Annotated in this window: 19 protein-coding genes; 16 read left to right on the top strand and 3 right to left on the bottom strand. The window is 68.6% G+C overall.

Translation table 11 applies throughout. From position 1 onward, the window contains the following. The first annotated feature begins 10 nt into the window (after positions 1 to 10). From lepA to leuA, 13 genes are all read left to right on the top strand, one after another. On the top strand, positions 11 to 1,864 hold the full coding sequence (gene lepA / locus AUC47_RS12765) for a translation elongation factor 4 (RefSeq protein WP_096715546.1): 1,854 nt from the start codon (positions 11 to 13) through the stop codon (positions 1,862 to 1,864). A 48-nt stretch (positions 1,865 to 1,912) separates the two neighbouring features. Further along, positions 1,913 to 2,563, top strand: a complete 651-nt coding sequence (locus AUC47_RS12760) for a DUF1990 family protein (protein ID WP_096715545.1) — start codon at positions 1,913 to 1,915, stop codon at positions 2,561 to 2,563. After that, positions 2,563 to 3,780, top strand: a complete 1,218-nt coding sequence (hemW, locus tag AUC47_RS12755; protein ID WP_096715544.1) for a radical SAM family heme chaperone HemW — start codon at positions 2,563 to 2,565, stop codon at positions 3,778 to 3,780. Before AUC47_RS12760 ends, hemW begins: the two co-directional genes overlap by 1 nt. Before the next feature lie 111 nt (positions 3,781 to 3,891). Then, positions 3,892 to 4,923, top strand: a complete 1,032-nt coding sequence (gene hrcA / locus AUC47_RS12750; protein ID WP_096715543.1) for a heat-inducible transcriptional repressor HrcA — start codon at positions 3,892 to 3,894, stop codon at positions 4,921 to 4,923. A gap of 35 nt (positions 4,924 to 4,958) precedes the next feature. After that, positions 4,959 to 6,074 (top strand): molecular chaperone DnaJ, encoded by a 1,116-nt coding sequence (dnaJ, locus tag AUC47_RS12745; protein ID WP_096715542.1) that lies wholly within the window; start codon positions 4,959 to 4,961, stop codon positions 6,072 to 6,074. A gap of 13 nt (positions 6,075 to 6,087) precedes the next feature. Beyond that, positions 6,088 to 6,816 (top strand): 16S rRNA (uracil(1498)-N(3))-methyltransferase, encoded by a 729-nt coding sequence (locus tag AUC47_RS12740; RefSeq protein ID WP_096715541.1) that lies wholly within the window; start codon positions 6,088 to 6,090, stop codon positions 6,814 to 6,816. A gap of 44 nt (positions 6,817 to 6,860) precedes the next feature. Continuing rightward, positions 6,861 to 7,208, top strand: a complete 348-nt coding sequence (locus AUC47_RS12735) for an HIT domain-containing protein (protein WP_096715540.1) — start codon at positions 6,861 to 6,863, stop codon at positions 7,206 to 7,208. Between the two features lie 58 nt (positions 7,209 to 7,266). Next, positions 7,267 to 8,292 (top strand): PhoH family protein, encoded by a 1,026-nt coding sequence (locus AUC47_RS12730; protein WP_096715752.1) that lies wholly within the window; start codon positions 7,267 to 7,269, stop codon positions 8,290 to 8,292. 16 nt (positions 8,293 to 8,308) lie between these two features. Beyond that, complete coding sequence (gene ybeY / locus AUC47_RS12725) at positions 8,309 to 8,767, top strand: rRNA maturation RNase YbeY (RefSeq protein WP_096715539.1); 459 nt, start codon at positions 8,309 to 8,311, stop codon at positions 8,765 to 8,767. Then, positions 8,764 to 10,059, top strand: coding sequence for a hemolysin family protein (locus tag AUC47_RS12720; RefSeq protein WP_096715538.1), 1,296 nt, complete (start codon positions 8,764 to 8,766; stop codon positions 10,057 to 10,059). The genes ybeY and AUC47_RS12720 overlap by 4 nt, the downstream gene beginning before the upstream one ends. Then, positions 10,052 to 10,948: a GTPase Era gene (gene era / locus AUC47_RS12715; RefSeq protein WP_096715537.1), complete on the top strand. Its 897-nt coding sequence runs from the start codon at positions 10,052 to 10,054 to the stop codon at positions 10,946 to 10,948. Before AUC47_RS12720 ends, era begins: the two co-directional genes overlap by 8 nt. Before the next feature lie 63 nt (positions 10,949 to 11,011). Further along, a complete protein-coding gene (locus AUC47_RS12710) occupies positions 11,012 to 11,932 on the top strand; it encodes a quinone oxidoreductase family protein (RefSeq protein WP_096715536.1) in 921 nt (306 codons plus the stop codon). A gap of 189 nt (positions 11,933 to 12,121) precedes the next feature. Beyond that, the gene (gene leuA / locus AUC47_RS12705) at positions 12,122 to 13,876 is read left to right on the top strand and encodes a 2-isopropylmalate synthase (protein WP_096715535.1); all 1,755 of its coding nucleotides are present in this window, start codon (positions 12,122 to 12,124) and stop codon (positions 13,874 to 13,876) included. Positions 13,877 to 13,955: 79 nt separating this feature from the next. Here the strand turns inward: leuA and AUC47_RS12700 are convergent, their stop codons facing one another. Further along, positions 13,956 to 14,333: a VOC family protein gene (locus AUC47_RS12700; protein WP_096715534.1), complete on the bottom strand. Its 378-nt coding sequence runs from the start codon at positions 14,331 to 14,333 to the stop codon at positions 13,956 to 13,958. A gap of 173 nt (positions 14,334 to 14,506) precedes the next feature. Here AUC47_RS12700 and AUC47_RS12695 point away from each other — a divergent pair, with 173 nt between their 5' ends. Beyond that, the gene (locus AUC47_RS12695; RefSeq protein ID WP_256999573.1) at positions 14,507 to 15,121 is read left to right on the top strand and encodes a TetR/AcrR family transcriptional regulator C-terminal domain-containing protein; all 615 of its coding nucleotides are present in this window, start codon (positions 14,507 to 14,509) and stop codon (positions 15,119 to 15,121) included. Here the strand turns inward: AUC47_RS12695 and AUC47_RS12690 are convergent. Beyond that, the gene (locus AUC47_RS12690) at positions 15,105 to 15,797 is read right to left on the bottom strand and encodes a trimeric intracellular cation channel family protein (RefSeq protein WP_096715532.1); all 693 of its coding nucleotides are present in this window, start codon (positions 15,795 to 15,797) and stop codon (positions 15,105 to 15,107) included. The genes AUC47_RS12695 and AUC47_RS12690 overlap by 17 nt on opposite strands. Positions 15,798 to 15,831: 34 nt before the next feature. On the opposite strand from AUC47_RS12690, the gene recO reads away from it, so the two are divergent. Together recO and AUC47_RS12680 are read left to right on the top strand one after the other, a co-directional pair. Beyond that, positions 15,832 to 16,575: a DNA repair protein RecO gene (gene recO / locus AUC47_RS12685; protein ID WP_096715531.1), complete on the top strand. Its 744-nt coding sequence runs from the start codon at positions 15,832 to 15,834 to the stop codon at positions 16,573 to 16,575. Then, entirely contained in the window at positions 16,572 to 17,375 is an 804-nt protein-coding gene (locus AUC47_RS12680) for an isoprenyl transferase (protein WP_096715530.1), read from the top strand. Before recO ends, AUC47_RS12680 begins: the two co-directional genes overlap by 4 nt. Here AUC47_RS12680 and AUC47_RS12675 read toward each other — a convergent pair. Beyond that, the gene (locus AUC47_RS12675; protein ID WP_096715529.1) at positions 17,315 to 17,926 is read right to left on the bottom strand and encodes an AAA family ATPase; all 612 of its coding nucleotides are present in this window, start codon (positions 17,924 to 17,926) and stop codon (positions 17,315 to 17,317) included. The two genes, AUC47_RS12680 and AUC47_RS12675, sit on opposite strands and share 61 nt — an antisense overlap. Positions 17,927 to 17,966: the final 40 nt, after the last annotated feature.

The following is a 17,966-nucleotide window of genomic DNA, read 5'->3' as shown; positions in this document are numbered from 1 at the left end:
TCGTCAGGACATGTCACCACGCGCCCTCACTCCGCTTCAGCCTGCCGCGACGCCTGCGACGCAGATCCGCAACTTCTGCATCATCGCGCACATCGACCACGGCAAGTCGACCCTCGCCGACCGGATGCTCCAGATCACCGGAGTGGTCTCCGACCGCGACATGCGGGCGCAGTATCTCGACCGCATGGACATCGAGCGCGAGCGCGGCATCACGATCAAGAGCCAGGCGGTGCGGATGCCGTGGGAGCTCGACGGTCAGACGTTCGCGCTGAACATGATCGACACCCCGGGACACGTCGACTTCACCTACGAGGTCTCCCGCTCGCTGGCCGCGTGCGAGGGGGCCATCCTGCTCGTCGACGCCGCACAGGGCATCGAGGCTCAGACGCTGGCGAACCTCTACCTCGCCCTCGAGAACGATCTGCACATCATCCCCGTGCTGAACAAGATCGACCTGCCGGCCGCGGACCCCGAGAAGTACGCCAAGGAGCTCGCAGCGCTCATCGGCGGCAAGCCCGAGGACGTGCTGCGCGTCTCCGGCAAGACCGGCGTAGGCGTCGAAGAGCTTCTCGACCGTCTGGTCCAGGAGATCCCCGCACCCGTCGGCGACGCCGAGGCCCCCGCCCGCGCCATGATCTTCGACTCGGTCTACGACGCCTACCGCGGTGTCGTCACCTACGTGCGCATGGTCGACGGCAGCCTCTCGCCGCGCGAGCGCATCCAGATGATGTCGACCGGCGCGAACCACGAGGCGCTCGAGGTCGGCGTGTCGAGCCCTGAGCCCACGCCCACCAAGGGTCTGGGCGTCGGCGAGGTGGGCTACCTCATCACCGGCGTGAAGGATGTGCGTCAGTCGAAGGTCGGCGACACGATCACGAACGCCAGGAAGCCCGCATCCGAACCGCTCTCCGGGTACACCGACCCGAAGCCGATGGTGTTCTCGGGCATCTACCCGATCGACGGCAGCGACTACGCGGAGCTCCGCGAGGCGCTCGACAAGCTGAAGCTGTCTGACGCGTCGCTGCAGTACGAGCCGGAGACGTCTGTCGCGCTCGGCTTCGGATTCCGCTGCGGATTCCTCGGCCTCCTCCACCTCGAGATCATCACCGAGCGTCTCGCCCGCGAGTTCGGGCTCGACCTCATCACGACCGCGCCGAGCGTGATCTACGAGGTCGTGACGTCGGACACAGGGGAGACCGTCACGGTCACGAATCCCAGCGAGTACCCCGACGGACGCATCGGCTCCGTGTCCGAGCCCATGGTCAATACCGCGATCCTCCTGCCGAAGGACTACGTGGGAACCGTCATGGAGCTGTGCCAGTCACGTCGAGGCACGCTGCTCGGGATGGAGTACTTCTCGGAGGAGCGCGTCGAGCTGCGGTACACGATGCCCCTCGGCGAGATCGTCTTCGACTTCTTCGACCAGCTGAAGTCCAAGACGCAGGGCTACGCGTCCCTCGACTACGAGCCGGCGGGGCAGCAGGAGGCCGACCTCGTGAAGGTCGACATCCTCCTCCAGGGCGACAAGGTCGACGCGTTCAGCTCGATCGTGCACCGCGACAAGGCCTACGCCTACGGCACCCTCATGACCGAGCGACTGCGCAAGCTCATCCCTCGCCAGAACTTCGAGGTGCCGATCCAGGCCGCGATCGGTGCGCGGATCATCGCCCGCGAGACCATCCGCGCGCTCCGCAAGGACGTGCTCGCGAAGTGCTACGGCGGTGACATCAGCCGGAAGCGCAAGCTCCTCGAGAAGCAGAAGGAGGGCAAGAAGCGCATGAAGATGGTGGGCCGCGTCGAGGTTCCGCAGGAGGCGTTCATCGCTGCGCTCTCCGGCGACGTCGAAGGCAAGGACAAGAAGTAGATCGGGTCTCCGGGTGCTCGTCCAGGACACCCGGGTAGGCTGGACGGCATGCGGCGCGGGACTTTCCGAGACGACACGGTCGACTATGCGGCGGTGGGTGCGACCCATGCGCCCGATCTGATGCAGTATCCGCCGGAGCGCAGCATCCCCGCCGAGAACTCCTGGCGCATAGGCAGCGGCGAGGAGCGTTTCCAGACCGCCGGTGAAGCGCTTCTGTCCTGGACTGCCCAGCGCGCGTCCGGACTCCGGGTGGAAGACGTACGCCCCGCCCCTGGGCCTGCGTATGCGGGCGTCAGCTTCGACGCCGAGGGCACCCCGATCGCCCCGAGCAAGAACGAGATCGAGCAGCGCTTCGACGCGGAGGGCACTCCGTTCGTCGGTCCTGGGATGACGCTTCGCCTGCGCGGACGCGTCGCGAACATGCACGCCGACGCCGAACTCCGCGTCATCTCTGTGACGGAGGAGAAGCGCCGCATCGGCTTCGTCCTTGGCACGGTCGGCGGGTCGGTCGTACGCGGCGAGGAGTCGTTCGACATCGAATGGCGCGACGACGACGAGGTGTGGTTCACCGTCCGCGCGTTCGACGCCCCGAACTCGCTGCTCTACCGGCTGGTCCCCGCGCTCGTGAAGCGGCGCCGTCGCGAGCTGTTCGCCCGCTACCTGCGGGCCATCTCGCCGCTGTACGCGACTCCCGTCTGATGGCCGGTCCCCTTCCACTCGGAGATCCCGCCCCCGCCGATGGTCGCCTTCCTGCCGACCTGCCGATCGACACGGCCGTGCCCTTCTCGGCCTACCTCCACATCCCGTTCTGCACCGTGCGATGCGGGTACTGCGACTTCAACACGTACACGTCGACCGAGTTGCGCGGTGCCAAGCAGGAGGACTACGCCTCGACGCTGATCGGCGAGATCGCGCTCGCCCAGCGCGTGCTCTCCGAAGCCGGCGCGCTGCGCCCGATGGACACGGTCTTCTTCGGAGGAGGGACGCCGACTCTTCTCCCCGCCGGAGACCTGGCGCGGATGCTGGGAGCGGCCACGTCGGCCTTCGGCCTCGTCGGCGATGCCGAGGTGACCGTCGAGGCGAACCCCGACACCGTCACCCCGGAGGTGGCGCGCACGCTCGCGGAGGCGGGCGTGACGAGACTCTCGATCGGGATGCAGTCGGCGGTGCCGCGGGTGCTCGCCGCCCTCGATCGGACTCACCGTCCCGAGAACGTCCGCACGGCTGTCGCGGCGGCGAAGGACGCCGGACTCGCGGTCAGCGTGGACCTGATCTACGGCGCCCCGGGGGAGTCTCTCGGAGACTGGGAGGCCTCTCTCGACGCGGCCCTGGAGCTCGAGTCCGATCACGTCTCGGCATACGCGCTCATCATCGAGGACGGCACGAAGCTCGCGCGCCAGATCCGCCGCGGCGAGGTTCCGATGCCCGATGACGACCTGCAGGCCGACATGTACGAGCTTGCCGACCGGCGCCTCGCTGAGGCCGGCTTCGACTGGTATGAGGTCAGCAACTGGGCGCGCACCCCCGATCAGCGCTCGCGTCACAACCTCGCATACTGGCGCGGAAGCGACTGGTGGGGATTCGGGCCGGGAGCCCACAGCCACGTCGCCGGGCTGCGCTGGTGGAACGTGAAGCACCCGGCGGCGTACGCGCAGCGGCTCTCGGCCTCCGAGTCTCCGGCGGCGGGCACGGAGCGACCAGACGAGAAGTCGCGGATGCTGGAGCGTGTCCTGCTGCTCAGTCGGATCCGCGAGGGCATCGCGATCGACGAGTTGCAGCCGGACAAGCGCGCGCGTGTCGCCGGACTCATCGCCGATGAGCTCGTGGATCCGGCCGCCGCCGTGCGAGGCCGCGTGCAGCTCACCCTCCGTGGACGTCTGCTCGCCGACGCGGTGGTGCGAGAACTCACGGACTGAGCCGTCCCGCTGCAGCCACCCCATCGCTCGCACGTGTGTTCAGCGCATATGCGTGCGCGGCGAGTAGAATTGGCACTCGTAACCGGTGAGTGCCAGACGAGGGGAGTCGTGATGGTCAGTGAAAGAGGCCTCCAGGTGCTCCGTGCCATCGTGCAGGACTACGTCGAGACGCACGAGCCAGTGGGCAGCCGATCGATCGTCGACCGCTACTCGTTCGGTGTGTCCGCGGCCACGATCCGCAACGACATGGCCCTGCTCGAAGACGAGGAGCTGATCGCGGCGCCGCACACCTCCTCCGGTCGCGTCCCGACCGACAAGGGGTATCGCGTCTTCGTCGACCACCTCGCCCAGCTTCGTCCTCTCTCGGGCGCGCAGCGCACCGCGATCGAATCCTTCCTGACCGACCCGGCCGACCTCGACGACCTCATGGCTCGGACGGTGCGGGTGCTCACTCAGCTCACCGGACAGGTCGCCCTCGCGCAGTACCCGTCCTTCGCGCGGGCGCAGCTCACCCACATCGAGCTGGTCGCCCTCGCACCCAACCGTCTCCTCGTGGTGCTCGTGACGGATGCGGGCGGCGTCTCCCAGCGCATCGCGCCGCTTCCCGCCGACGTCGACGAGTCCGACATGGCGCTCCTGCGGGCTCGTCTGTCGGCGCTCCTCACCGGGCGCGCGGTCAGCGATGCCGCCGAACGCCTGCAGGGTCTGCTCGACGCCGAGGAGCACGCGAAGGATGCCGTGCTCCGTGCGCTCGCGACGGTGATCGTCGAGGAGCTGGGCACGTTCCGGCAGGAGCGGCTCGTGATGGCAGGCGCCGCGACGCTCGCGCGCCGGGAACACGACTTCCGCGGCAGCATCCACCCTCTTCTCGAGGCGATCGAGGAGCAGGTGACTCTCATCCGGCTGATGAGCGAGATGGAGGCCGATGCGCAGGGGCTCGCCGCGAGCATCGGCACGGAGAACGCGTCGTTCGGCCTCGACGAGGCGTCGATCGTCGCGAGCAACTACGCGGCGCGCTCCGGCACCGCACGCGTCGGCGTGATGGGGCCGACACGGATGGACTATCCGAGCAATCTCGCGGCAGCGCGGGCGGTCGCCCGCTACCTGTCGCGACTGCTCGACGAAGACGAGGCCGCCCGCTGACGCGGACGGCCAGGACAACACGCAGAAGGGCCATTGTGGCGGACCACTACGAGGTACTCGGCGTCTCGCGCGACGCATCGACGGACGAGATCAAGAAGGCGTACCGGCGTCTCGCGCGCCAGCTGCACCCGGACGTGAATCCGGGCGAGGAGGCGGCCGAGAAGTTCAAGCTCGTCACGCACGCGTACGACGTGCTGAGCGACGACGAGTCCCGTCGTCGCTACGACATGGGCGGGGGCGACGGAGCCGCAGGCAACTACGGAGGCTTCGGCGGTTTCGGCGACATCTTCGAGACGTTCTTCGGAGCGGCTCAGGGTGGCGGACGCGGAGCTCGCCCGCGGTCTCGCCGCGAGCGGGGCCAGGACGCTCTCGTGCGCGTCTCGCTCGACCTCGGAGACGTCGTGTTCGGCGCTCACCGGGACATCGAGGTCGACACCGCCGTGCTCTGCGAGACCTGCAAGGGTTCGTGCTGCCAGGAGGGCACCTCGCCCGTCACATGCGACATCTGCGGCGGCACCGGTCACGTGCAGCGCCAGGTGCGCAGCCTGCTCGGAAACGTCGTGACCTCGCAGCCGTGCGGCACGTGCGAGGGATACGGCACGACCATCCCGTACCCGTGCGGCACCTGCGGCGGCCAGGGGCGCGTGCGCTCGCGTCGGACGGTGTCGCTCGACATCCCCGCCGGCGTCGAGACGGGCCTGCGCCTGCAGCTGCCCGGCTCGGGTGAGGTCGGCAAGGCGGGCGGCCCGAACGGCGACCTGTATGTCGAGGTGACGGTGAACCCGCACCCCGCGTTCAGCCGGGACGGCGACGACCTGCTCGCCACTCTCGAGGTCGCGATGACCGATGCCATCCTCGGCACCGAGACGACGATCCAGGGGCTGGACGGCGAGGTCGACCTCGAGATCCGACCTGGCGTGCAGTCGGGCGATGTCCTGACGATCAAGGGCAGGGGCATCACGCCGCTGCGCGGCAGCCAGCGGGGAGACCTCCGGGTCGGAGTCCAGGTGCTGACGCCGACGAAGATCGACTCGGCGCAGCGCGCGCTCATCGAGGACTTCGCGAAGAAGACGAAGGCGCCTGCCCCACAGCTCGCCCAGTTCCAGCAGGGGCTGTTCTCGAAGCTGCGCGACCGCTTCCGCTCGCACTGATCCGGGGAACGCGATGGCACTCCATTTCCTCGTCGAATCGTCGTCGGATGCCGAGGTCGGCGACCTCGTGGCGCTGACCGGCGCGGAGGCCAAGCACGCCGCGGTGGTCCGGCGGCTGCGGGTCGGCGAGCACGTGACGGTCGGCGACGGTCGCGGGGCGTGGCTCTCGGGTGAGGCCGAGCAGGTGTCTCCCTCGCTGGTCGAGGTGCGCGTGAGCGCGCGTCGGGTGAGCGAAGCCCCGAGCCCGCGACTGATCCTCGTGCAGGCCCTCGCCAAGGGCGACCGTGACGAACTCGCCGTGCAGGCGGCGTGCGAGCTCGGGGTCGACGAGATCGTGCCGTGGCAGGCGAGTCGCAGCGTGTCGCGCTGGGAGGGGCCGAAGGCCGCGAAGGGGCGGGAGCGCTGGGCGACGATCGTGCGTGAGGCAGCCAAGCAGGCGCACCGCGCCTGGGTGCCTGAGGTCACGCCGCCCGTGACGACCAGGGATCTGGTCGGCCGCGGCGCCACGCAGCGGGTGGTGCTGCTCGATCCGAGCGCCTCGACGCGGCTGTCCGCGCTGGAGCCCGATGGGCGGGATCTCGTGCTCGTCGTCGGACCAGAGGGTGGCATCTCCGGCGACGAGATCACGGCACTCGAGGCCGCGGGCGCCGAACGGGCGCTGCTCGGCGACACGGTGCTGCGCACCTCCACCGCCGGACCCGCGGCGATCGCGGTCCTGTCGGTGGCCCTCGGCCGCTGGTGATCCCCGTCGGGCCGCACGTCGGCCCCGGTCAGTAGACTGGCACCATGTCCGAACCGTCGATCTTCACGCGCATCCTCAACGGCGATATCCCGGGTGAGATCCTGCTGGACACCGAGCGGATCTTCGCGATCCGCGACATCGACCCGCAGGCGCCGCTGCACGTCCTCGTCATCCCCAAGACCGAGGAGTACCGCGACGTCACCGAACTGGCCGCAGGCGATCCGACGCTCCTCGCCGAGGTGGTCGCCGCCGCGAAGCAGCTCGCCGACGAGCACGCCAACGGGGAGTACCGCCTGATCTTCAACAACGGCGCGAGCGCCGCCCAGTCCGTCTTCCACGTGCACGCTCATGTGCTCGGCAACATCGAGGAGAACAAGCTCGTTGGCTTCTGACGACGACAACACCACCGACCGCAGCGTCACCGAGCGGATCTACGCCGACGGCGTCGCCATGGTGCAGCTGCTCGGTCCCCAGGACCGCCTGCTCCGCATGCTCGAGAAGGAACACCGTGAGGTGCAGGTGCTCGTACGCGGCAACGAGATCACCCTAACGGGCACTCCGGATGCCGTGGCGAGCGCCAAGAGCCTCGTCGACGAGCTGCTGACCATGACGAGGGCCGGGCACGACCTCGCGCCCAGCGACGTCTCCAGCTCGGCGCGCATGCTGCGCTCCGACGGCGGGCCCCGCCCGAGCGAGGTGCTCGGCGAGGCGATCCTCTCGACCCGCGGCAAGGTCATCCGTCCCAAGACGCTCGGCCAGAAGGAGTACGTCGACGCGATCGACGAGAACACGATCGTCTTCGGCATCGGGCCAGCCGGAACGGGCAAGACCTACCTCGCGATGGCGAAGGCCGTGCAGGCGCTGCAGCGCAAGGAGGTCACGCGCATCATCCTGACGCGCCCCGCAGTCGAGGCAGGGGAGCGGCTCGGGTTCCTTCCCGGCACGCTCACCGACAAGATCGATCCGTACCTGCGCCCGCTCTACGACGCGCTCAACGAGATGATGGATCCGGAGATCGTCCCCCGTCTCATGGCGACGGGCACGATCGAGGTCGCGCCGCTCGCCTACATGCGCGGACGCACGCTCAACGACTCGTTCGTGGTGCTCGATGAGGCGCAGAACACCACGCCCGAGCAGATGAAGATGTTCCTCACCCGGCTGGGGTTCGGTACGCGGATGGTCGTGACCGGCGACATCACGCAGGTCGACCTGCCGCAGGGCGCCTCGGGCCTCCGGCTGGTCACCCGGGTGCTCGACGGCATCGACGACATCCACTTCGCCCGCCTCACGAGCGACGACGTCGTGCGTCACTCGCTCGTCGGACGCATCGTCGACGCGTACAGCGAGTACGACGAGCGCCGCACGGCGCAGCGGCACGAGCGCGAGCAGGCGGCAGAGTTCGCCAACCGCGCGGAGCGCCGCGGCGCGCAGCGCCCCGGACCCCGGGACCGGATGCCGAAACGGGGCCTCTCCTGATGAAACGAGCACAGGCATGATCGAGATCAACAACGAGTCGGCGATCGACGTCGATGAGACGGTGCTGCAGCGCCTCACCGACCACAACCTCGCGCAGCTGCACGTCAGCCCCGACGCCGAGGTCGCCATCGTCCTCGTCGACGAGGGCGCCATGGAGGCCCTGCACGTGCAGTGGATGGACGAGCCCGGCCCGACCGACGTGCTCAGCTTCCCGATGGACGAGCTGCGCCCCGGCACCGAGGACCGACCGACGGCTCCGGGCCTGCTCGGCGACATCGTGCTGTGCCCGCAGGTCGCCGAGACCCAGGCGCAGGCCGCCGGCCACTCGCTGATGGATGAACTCATCCTGCTCACCACGCACGGTCTGCTGCACCTGCTCGGCTTCGATCACGCCGAGCCCGACGAGGAGCGTGAGATGTTCGGTCTGCAGAAGGAGCTCATCCAGAGCTTCGCCGCCGCCGAACGCCGACGATGACCGCAGCTCTCCTGCTCGCCGGCGCGGTCCTGCTCGTCGCCTTCGGCGGCCTCATGGCCGCGATCGACGCCGCCTTCGGCGTCACCTCTCGCACCGACCTCGAGGAGATGTCGGCGGAGGGACGGAACACGAAGCAGCTCGCGCGCATCGCCGCGGACCCCGACGCGCACGTCAACTCCGTCGCGTTCATCCGTGTGCTCGCCGAGGTGACGGCGGCGGTGCTCGTCACGGTCGCGTTCACGATCCTCATCGAGAACAACTGGCTCGCGATGCTCGCGGCCGCCGTGCTGATGACCGGCATCACCTTCGTGCTCGTCGGCGCCAGCCCTCGCTCGTTCGGGCGCCAGCACGCGGAGGGGATGCTGCGCGCCAACGCGCCGATCGTGCGCGGCCTGCGCATCATCCTCGGCCCGCTCGCGCACGGTCTCGTGGTGCTCGGCAATCGTGTGACGCCGGGCCGCGGGCGCAGCTCCTTCACCTCGGAGGAGCAGCTGCTCAGCATGGTCGACGAGGCTGCCTCGAACGACCTCATCGAGGCAGACGACCGCGACCTCATCCACTCCGTCTTCGACTTCACGGACCAGTTCGTGCGGGCCGTCATGGTGCCGCGCACCGAGATGGTCACGGTCGACGCCACGGCCACGACCGACGAAGCCATGAACCTGTTCCTGCAGCGCGGGGTCTCGCGGATGCCGGTGGTCGACGACGAGGCAGACGACGTGGTCGGCGTGCTCTACCTCAAGGACCTCGTGCAGTTCGCCTACCGCGACGAGAACGCCTGGCGCGCGGCATCCATCCGCCCCATCTCGCGGCCGGCGACCTTCGTTCCGGAGTCGATGCGAGCGGAGACGCTGCTGCAGCAGATGAAACGGGATGCCGTGCACGTCTGCCTCGTGATCGACGAGCACGGCGGGATCTCGGGTCTCATCACCCTCGAAGACCTGATCGAGGAGCTCGTCGGCGAGATCTCCGACGAGTACGATCAGGTGTCGACGGAGGTCGTCGAGCTCGGTGAGGGACGGTATCGAGTCAGCTCCCGGCTCTCGCTGGAGGACGTCGGCGATCTGTTCGGTCTCGAGCTCGAGGACGAGGACGTGGATTCCATCGGCGGCCTGCTCGGCAAGACGCTCGGACAGGTGCCCCAGCCAGGAGCGACGGCCACGGTCGACGGACTCGTGCTGACCGGCGGCGCCTCCCGAGGGCGCGGGCGCGGCATCGCGACGGTGTTCGTCGAGAGGGCCGCTCCGGCGACGGAGACATCAGAACCTGAGGGAGAGCGAAACGATGAGTGACAAGACGCGGAGCGGGTTCGTGACCTTCGTCGGACGCCCGAACGTCGGCAAGTCGACGCTCACCAACGCCCTCGTCGGCGAGAAGATCGCCATCACGAGCGAGAAGCCGCAGACCACTCGTCGAGCGATCCGCGGCATCGTCAACCGGCCGGACGGGCAGCTGGTGATCGTCGACACCCCCGGCATCCACAAGCCGCGCACGCTGCTGGGCGAGCGGCTGAACGATCTCGTGGAGCAGGTGCTGGGCGACGTCGATGTGATCGGATTCTGCGTGCCCGCCACGGAGAAGGTCGGCCCCGGCGATCGCCGTATCGCCGCGTCGCTCGACGGGTACCCGCGGGCGAAGAAGATCGCCATCGTCACCAAGACCGATGCGGCGTCCCGCGACGAGATCACCGAACGGCTCATGGAGGCGGATGCCCTGCGCGAGGACTGGCACGCGGTGATCCCACTCTCGGCGCTCACGCGAGACCAGCTCGGCGTGCTCTCCGACGAGATCCTGTCGCTCATGCCGAAGGGGCCGGCCCTCTATCCGGACGACATCACCACTGACGAGTCTGACGAGGATCGCATCGCGGAGATCATCCGAGAGGCGGCGTTGGAGGGCGTGCGCGACGAGCTGCCGCACTCCATCGCGGTCGTGATCGACGACGTCGCCCCCCGCGAGGACAGCGATCTCACCGACGTGCACGCCTCGATCGTCGTCGAGCGCGACAGCCAGAAGGCGATCATCATCGGTCGCAAGGGCGCGCGTCTGCGCGACGTCGGAGCCCGCGCCCGCGCCGGCATCGAGGAGCTCCTCGGTACGAAGGTCTTCCTCGGCCTCCACGTCAAGGTCGCCAAGGAATGGCAGCGAGACCCGAAGCAGCTCGGGCGCCTCGGCTTCTGAGACACGTCGATCGTCGGAGGGGACCATGTCGGAGGCAGCATCGTGACACGCGCACAGCACTGGATGGCGACCGCACCGGGTGAGCCGCATGAGTGGCAGTTCGTCGAGTACGAGCTGCCCGACCCCCGCGAAGGCGAGATCACGGTGCGCGTGCGCGCGGCCGGTGTCAATCCCGCCGACGCCAAGCACGTCGCCTCGCCGCGGTCGGGCGTGGAGTTTCCGGTGGCGATCGGCTATGAGATCTCCGGCGAGATCGTCGCGATGGGTCCGGACGCGCGTATCGGTTCCGGTGAGGCCCGGGTCGGCGACGAGATCGTGGCGTTCCGCGTGAGCGGTGGATACGCGGAGGCGGTCACGATCCCGGCCGAGAAGGCCTTCCGCAAGCCCACGACGCTGAGCCATGCCGAAGCCGCGAATCTGCTGCTCGCCGGCACGACCGCTGCGGAGATGCTCTGGGTGACGGGCGTCGCGCCCGGCGAGACCATCCTGTTGCACGGCGCATCCGGCGCGGTCGGTGTGAGCGTGCTGCAGCAGGCCGCGCTGCGCGGCGTGCGGGTGATCGGCACGGCGAGTGCCGCGCGGGCCGACGTCGTGCGGCAGTTCGGGGGAGTGCCCGTGGAGTACGGCCCTGGGCTCGCCGACCGCGTCCGTGAGCTCGCCGGCGGTGCCGTCGCCGCGGCTCTCGACGCCGTCGGCACGGACGAGGCCATCGACGTCTCGCTCGAGCTCGTCCACGATCGCCGACGCATCGTGACCATCGCCGCGTTCGGACGAGCGGAGAGCGAGGGCATCATCGCGATCGCCGGCTCGATGCCCGAGAGCGCGCGGTTCCGCGACGAGGTGCGTCCGGATCTCATCGCCCTCGCTCAGAGCGGCGACCTCGTCGTGCCCGTGGCGAAGACGTTCCCGCTCGCGGAGGCTCCGGCCGCGCTGGAGCTCCTCGCGGGTGGACACGCGGGTGGCAAGGTCGCGCTCATCCCCTGAGCGGGTCTCGGACTGCATCCGTCGGCATCCGCCGGTCGAACCGGCGGCGCCGCCCTGCTAGCATGGCCGCATGCCTTTCGGCGGTCTGCTTCTTCTTAGCTGCCGCGACGAGTCCTGAGAGCTAGGGCCTTCCTCGTCGCGGCGCTCGTGTTGGCCCGAACACATTCCTGACGAGAGAAGAAGCCCCTCATGAAGAACACTCAGCGCCCGTCGTCGATGCCGATCCACAAGTACCGGCCCTTCCACGAGCAGATCTCGGTGCACCTGCCCGACCGCACGTGGCCGGACGCTCGCATCACCGAAGCGCCCCGTTGGTGCGCGGTCGACCTGCGCGACGGCAACCAGGCCCTCATCGACCCCATGTCGCCCGAGCGCAAGCGGGTGATGTTCGAGCTGCTCGTGAGCATGGGCTACAAGGAGATCGAGGTCGGGTTCCCCTCGGCGAGTCAGACCGATTTCGACTTCGTCCGCCAGCTGATCGAAGAGAACCTCATCCCCGACGACGTCACCATCCAGGTCCTGACCCAGGCGCGCGAGCACCTGATCGAGCGCACATACGAGGCCATCGCCGGTGCCAAGCAGGCGATCGTGCACCTGTACAACTCGACCAGCGTGCTGCAGCGCGAGGTCGTGTTCCGCACCGACAAGCAGGGCATCATCGACATCGCGCTCGAGGGCGCGCGACTGTGCCGGAAGTTCGAGAAGTCGATCCCCGACACGAAGGTCTACTACGAGTACTCGCCCGAGAGCTACACCGGCACCGAGCTCGAATTCGCGGTCGACGTCTGCAACCAGGTCATCGAGATCTTCGAGCCGACGCCCGACCGCAAGGTCATCATCAACCTGCCAGCGACCGTCGAGATGGCGACGCCGAACGTCTACGCCGACTCGATCGAGTGGATGAGCCGTCACCTGAGCCACCGCGGGAACGTGATCCTGTCGCTGCACCCGCACAACGACCGCGGCACCGCGATCGCCGCCGCCGAGCTCGGGTACATGGCCGGTGCCGACCGCATCGAGGGATGCCTGTTCGGCAACGGCGAGCGCACCGGCAATGTCGACCTCGTCGCGCTGGGCATCAACATGTTCACGCAGGGCATCGATCCGCAGATCGACTTCAGTGACATCGACCAGGTCAAGCGCACGGTGGAGTACTGCAACCAGCTGCCCGTCCCGGAGCGCAGCCCGTGGGCGGGCGACCTCGTGTTCACCGCCTTCAGCGGATCGCACCAGGATGCGATCAAGAAGGGCTTCGAGGCCATGGCCGCTGCGGCACAGGCGAAGGGCGTCTCGGTCGATGAGATCGAGTGGGCGGTGCCGTATCTGCCCGTCGACCCGAAGGACCTGGGCCGCTCGTACGAAGCGGTGATCCGCGTGAATTCCCAGTCGGGCAAGGGTGGCGTCGCGTACCTGCTCAAGGCGGACCACGCCATCGACCTGCCCCGCAAGCTGCAGATCGAGTTCTCGGGCGTCGTGCAGGCGAAGACGGATGCCGAGGGCGGCGAGGTCACGAGCGAGCAGATCTGGTCGGTCTTCACCGACGAGTACCTGCCGGCCGACGACGAGTCCGCGAAGTGGGGTCGTTTCGAGCTGCTGGCGACGCAGACCCGCAGCGACATGTCCGGCGAGGTCGTCCTCGAGGTGGAGCTGCGCGACGACGACGACCGGATCTCGGTCACCGGATCGGGCAACGGTCCGGTCGCCGCGTTCGTCGAGGTGCTGCGCGCACAGGGCTTCGACATCACGGTGTACGACTATGTGGAGCACGCTCTCAGCGCCGGCGGCGACGCCCAGGCGGCCGCCTACGTCGAGCTGCAGGTCGGCGACCAGCGCCTGTGGGGCGTCGGCATCGACGGCGACATCTCGACGGCATCCCTCAAGGCGATCGTGTCCGGCGTGAACCGCTCGATCCGCAGCCGCCAGCACGAGCTCGCCGCGGTCTGACGCGATTCAGTTGGCACCTGCTGTGGGGATCCACGCGAGATTCCCACAGCAGGTGCCACATCAGCGTGCCATCACCGGGTCACGTCCACTGCACGAGCTGCCAGATGATGCCGTTCGCGTCGGCGAACTGACAGTAGCGCTCTCCCCACTCCTCGGTCTCGGGGGGCGTGACCACCCGTGCGCCGGAATCGGCGATCTTCGCGTACTCGGTGTCGAGGTCATCGACCACGAAGGCGAGGAGCAGGCCTTCGCCCGCGGATCCGGCGATCTCCGACGGGCGGAACGTTGGCAGTCCGGTCTGCAGGAAGATGAGATTCGTGGATGAATCGGGATGTTGCAGCGACGCGAAGCCGTCTGCAGCCATCGCCTCCTCGTATCCGAAGTGCGTCTTCGCGAAGGCGACGGACGCCGCGACGTCGGGGACGTTCAGAGACACGGCGGTGCGGCTGATCTTCATGAGCTCTCCTGTCTAAAATATGTACAACGTACGGTGTTAACGAGGAAAGGGCAACGGTATTCCCGATGTCGCGAGATCTTCTCGAACTGCTCTGGAGAAACAGCGATGCCGCCGAGCCGCCGCGGCGAGGGCCGCGGTCTCGCCACTCCACCGATGACGTAGTGGCGTCAGCGATGGCCCTCGCCGATGCGAGCGGTCTGGAGGCCGTGACGATGCGAGCGATCGCGCGGTCCATCGACATGCCCACGATGTCGACCTACACCTACGCGAACAACCGCGACGATCTCCTCGTGCTCATGGCCGACGAGGCCAACGCCGAGCTCGTCGCAGCCCCGGAGCTCGCGGGAGAGTGGCGCTCACGCGTGCGGACGCTCGCAGAGGACAACCTGCGCATGCTGCGCAGGCACAGCTGGATGCTGGACATCGATGACCCGCGCACGGTGCTCGGCCCCGGGACGATCGCCAAATACGACCGCGAACTCCACGCGTTCGACGGGATGGACCTCGATCCCGTGCGTCGCGACGCCGCGCTCACGTTCGTGCTCGGTTTCGTGCGATCGGTCGCGTCGCGTGCGGCCGAGCATCGTCGGAGTGCCGAGTTCGGAGAGGGGTGGACGCACATCGCCGACCGTCTCGCGTCGCGCCTCGGTAGAGCGTACCCGCTCGCTCAGGAAGTGGGCGGCGCCGCGGGCGCTGCCGCGAACTCGTCGTACGACGGAGATGCGGCCTGGCGGTTCGGTCTCGATCGGGTGATCGACGGGCTCGCGGCCGTCAGTCGCCCGGCTTGACGATTGGGATGACCCCGGTCTCCGCGGCGACCTTGCGACGGTACAGGCGACGCTGCTCCGGCAGCGACACGTCGAAGCTCACCGCGAGCACCCGGATCACCGCCGTGACGGCGATCCCTATCACGGCGGCGAGGGGGATCGACATGCCGAGGGCGTGGGCGATCACGATGAACGCCGACCCTCCGCCGGCGGCGACCGCGTAGAGCGAGCCGACGTGCATGATCGCGGTCGGCAGCCCCATGAGCATGTCGCGCAGCACGCTGCCGCCGACCGCAGCGCAGACGCCGATGAACACGGCGGGCACCTCGGGGATGCCGAGGGCGAGGGCCTTGCTCGTGCCGAAGGCTCCGAACATCCCGATCACGACGGCATCCAGGCCGACGATGACCTTGTTGAGGCGCGTGAAGAGGCCGGCGAGCAGCATCCCGAACAGCGCGGCACCAGTCGCCGTGACGAGGTACCACTGGTTCTGCAGGGTTGCGGGCGTCTGTCCCAGCAGGATGTCGCGGATGAGACCGCCACCCATGCCGATCATGATCCCGATGATCGCCACCCCGAGCCAGTCGAGGCGCCGCTGTCCCTGGAAGCCGGAGGCGAAGAGCGCGCCCTGCACCCCGCCGAGCCCGACGCCGAGCAGATCCGCCCAGAACGGAATGATGAAGAGCGGTTCGGTCACCCGTCCATTGTCGCGCACGGAGGATAATCGAGGGGTGCCCACGTACCGAGACGAAGCAGTGATCCTGCGCACCCACAAGCTGGGTGAGGCGGATCGCATCGTCACCATGCTGTCGCGCCGCCACGGCAAGGTGCGCGCCGTGGCCAAGGGCGTGCGGCGGACCTCGTCGAAGTTCGGGTCCCGACTGGAGCCCTTCATGGTCGCCGACGTGCAGCTGTACGAAGGCCGTTCGCTCGACATCGTGCAGCAGGCCGAGTCGCTGGGCTCGTACGGTGCCGATATCGCCGCGCACTACGACCGGTTCACCTCGGCGAACGCCATGGTGGAGACCGCCGACCGCCTGAGCGAGTCGGAGGCGACTCCCGAGCAGTATCTGCTGCTCGTCGGCGGGTTGCGGGCCCTCTCACGCGGAGAGCACTCGCCCCGCAGCATCCTGGACTCGTACCTGCTGCGGGTCATGGCGCTGTCGGGCTGGGCCCCGTCGCTGACCGACTGCGCCCGCTGTGGCATGCCTGGTCCGCACACGACGTTCGTGGCTCAGCTCGGTGGAGTGGTGTGCCGCAACGACGCGCCCGCGGGCAGCCCTCGCGTCGCCGAGAGCACACTGAGCCTGCTCCGGTCGCTCATGGCGGGGGAGTGGGACGTGATCGACGCGGCGTCCGGGCAGGAGACGTCGGCCGCGTCCGGGCTCATCGCCGCCTACGCCCAGTGGCATCTCGAGCGCGGCATCCGCTCGCTCGCGCACGTGACCGACGATTCTCGAGAAGGAGCCCGGTGAGCCCCAAGCCGTATACGCACAAGGATGCCGTGGCCTACCGCCCGCTCGATTGGACGGGGCTCTACCCGCCGCAGTTCCCCGCGGTGCCGGAGCACGTCGCGATCGTCATGGACGGCAACGGCCGCTGGGCGAACCGCCGAGGGCTCAACCGCATCGAAGGCCATAAGGCGGGCGAGGAGGTGCTGCTCGACGTCGTCGCCGGCGCCATCCAGGCGGGGGTGAAGCATCTGTCGGTGTACGCCTTCTCGACCGAGAACTGGGCGCGCTCGCCCGAGGAAGTGCGCTTCCTCATGGGGTACAACCGCGACGTGCTGCACCGCCGGCGCGACCAGCTCAACGAGTGGAACGTGCGCATCCGCTGGGCCGGACGTAAGCCGCGCCTGTGGGGCAGTGTGATCACGGAGCTGCAGCGCGCAGAGGAGCTCACGAAGACGAACACGGGGCTGACGCTCACGATGTGCGTGAACTACGGCGGGCGCGTCGAGCTGGTCGACGCGATGCGCTCGATCGCCGCCGATGTCGCGGCCGGGCGGGTGAAACCGAACGCGATCAGCGAGAAGACGATTCGCCGGCACCTCTATGTGCCCGACATGCCCGACGTCGACCTGTTCCTGCGCAGCTCCGGGGAGCAGCGCACGTCGAACTTCCTCCTCTGGGAGTCGGCCTATGCCGAGATGGTGTTCCTCGACACGCTCTGGCCGGACTTCTCCCGTGAGGAGCTGTGGCGCGCGATCGGGATCTATCTCTCCCGCGACCGGCGCTTCGGCGGCGCGGTGGACACCCCTGACGCCCCCGCCTGAGCGCGCAGCCACCGCTCCGTCTCGCGCGGATGGCGCAAGCGCACGACGGTCAGGTGCGGGAACGCGACCTCGGCCTCTGGCATCCGCTCGGTCCACTTGTGCAACGTCAAGGTCTGCCAGGCGATGATGTTCTCCTCGGGGTCTCCGCTGAACATGCGCCAGATCGGCTTCTCGACGTTGCCGTTCCACATCTTGGTACGAAGGATGCTGCGGCTCAGCGTGCGTCGCAGCAGTCGCGCCCGGACGACGCGGAACGGATAGTCCAGCCAGAGCACGAGGTCGGCGCGCGGCGCGAGGATCGCATCCGTGCCTTTGCTCGTGTACTGCCACTCCGTGACCCACCGCTCTTCGGCGGCGAAGGCGCGGACGTCGTCGAGGAAGGTCGGCCGCGGCGTCCAGTTCTCGCCGTGGAAGAGGCCGTCGATCTCGGTGTGGCGGAGGTTCCAGAGCGCGGCGATGCGGCGCGAGAGAGTCGTCTTCCCCGACCCGGTGACGCCCGCGACCAGCACGCGGCGCGGCGACCGGGGGAGCGGATCGTCGGCGGAGAGCATCCGAGAATCCTACCGATCGGAATAGCACCGCAGAGGATGC

It is taken from the genome of Microbacterium sp. SZ1 (genome assembly GCF_002362255.1).
Lineage (GTDB): Bacteria > Actinomycetota > Actinomycetes > Actinomycetales > Microbacteriaceae > Microbacterium.
The sequence above is the reverse complement of the archived record's forward strand: the minus strand, read 5'-3'. Positions and strand labels throughout refer to the sequence as shown.

Excerpts from the sequence above, each read along its gene's own strand:
- lepA (WP_096715546.1), top strand. The coding sequence starts at position 11 with ATGTCACCACGCGCCCTCACTCCGCTTCAGCCTGCCGCGACGCCTGCG.
- AUC47_RS12760 (WP_096715545.1), top strand. The coding sequence starts at position 1,913 with ATGCGGCGCGGGACTTTCCGAGACGACACGGTCGACTATGCGGCGGTG.
- hemW (WP_096715544.1), top strand. The coding sequence starts at position 2,563 with ATGGCCGGTCCCCTTCCACTCGGAGATCCCGCCCCCGCCGATGGTCGC.
- hrcA (WP_096715543.1), top strand. The coding sequence starts at position 3,892 with ATGGTCAGTGAAAGAGGCCTCCAGGTGCTCCGTGCCATCGTGCAGGAC.
- AUC47_RS12740 (WP_096715541.1), top strand. The coding sequence starts at position 6,088 with ATGGCACTCCATTTCCTCGTCGAATCGTCGTCGGATGCCGAGGTCGGC.
- AUC47_RS12735 (WP_096715540.1), top strand. The coding sequence starts at position 6,861 with ATGTCCGAACCGTCGATCTTCACGCGCATCCTCAACGGCGATATCCCG.
- AUC47_RS12730 (WP_096715752.1), top strand. The coding sequence starts at position 7,267 with ATGGTGCAGCTGCTCGGTCCCCAGGACCGCCTGCTCCGCATGCTCGAG.
- ybeY (WP_096715539.1), top strand. The coding sequence starts at position 8,309 with ATGATCGAGATCAACAACGAGTCGGCGATCGACGTCGATGAGACGGTG.
- AUC47_RS12720 (WP_096715538.1), top strand. The coding sequence starts at position 8,764 with ATGACCGCAGCTCTCCTGCTCGCCGGCGCGGTCCTGCTCGTCGCCTTC.
- era (WP_096715537.1), top strand. The coding sequence starts at position 10,052 with ATGAGTGACAAGACGCGGAGCGGGTTCGTGACCTTCGTCGGACGCCCG.
- AUC47_RS12710 (WP_096715536.1), top strand. The coding sequence starts at position 11,012 with ATGGCGACCGCACCGGGTGAGCCGCATGAGTGGCAGTTCGTCGAGTAC.
- leuA (WP_096715535.1), top strand. The coding sequence starts at position 12,122 with ATGAAGAACACTCAGCGCCCGTCGTCGATGCCGATCCACAAGTACCGG.
- AUC47_RS12700 (WP_096715534.1), bottom strand. The coding sequence starts at position 14,333 with ATGAAGATCAGCCGCACCGCCGTGTCTCTGAACGTCCCCGACGTCGCG.
- AUC47_RS12695 (WP_256999573.1), top strand. The coding sequence starts at position 14,507 with ATGGCCCTCGCCGATGCGAGCGGTCTGGAGGCCGTGACGATGCGAGCG.
- AUC47_RS12675 (WP_096715529.1), bottom strand. The coding sequence starts at position 17,926 with ATGCTCTCCGCCGACGATCCGCTCCCCCGGTCGCCGCGCCGCGTGCTG.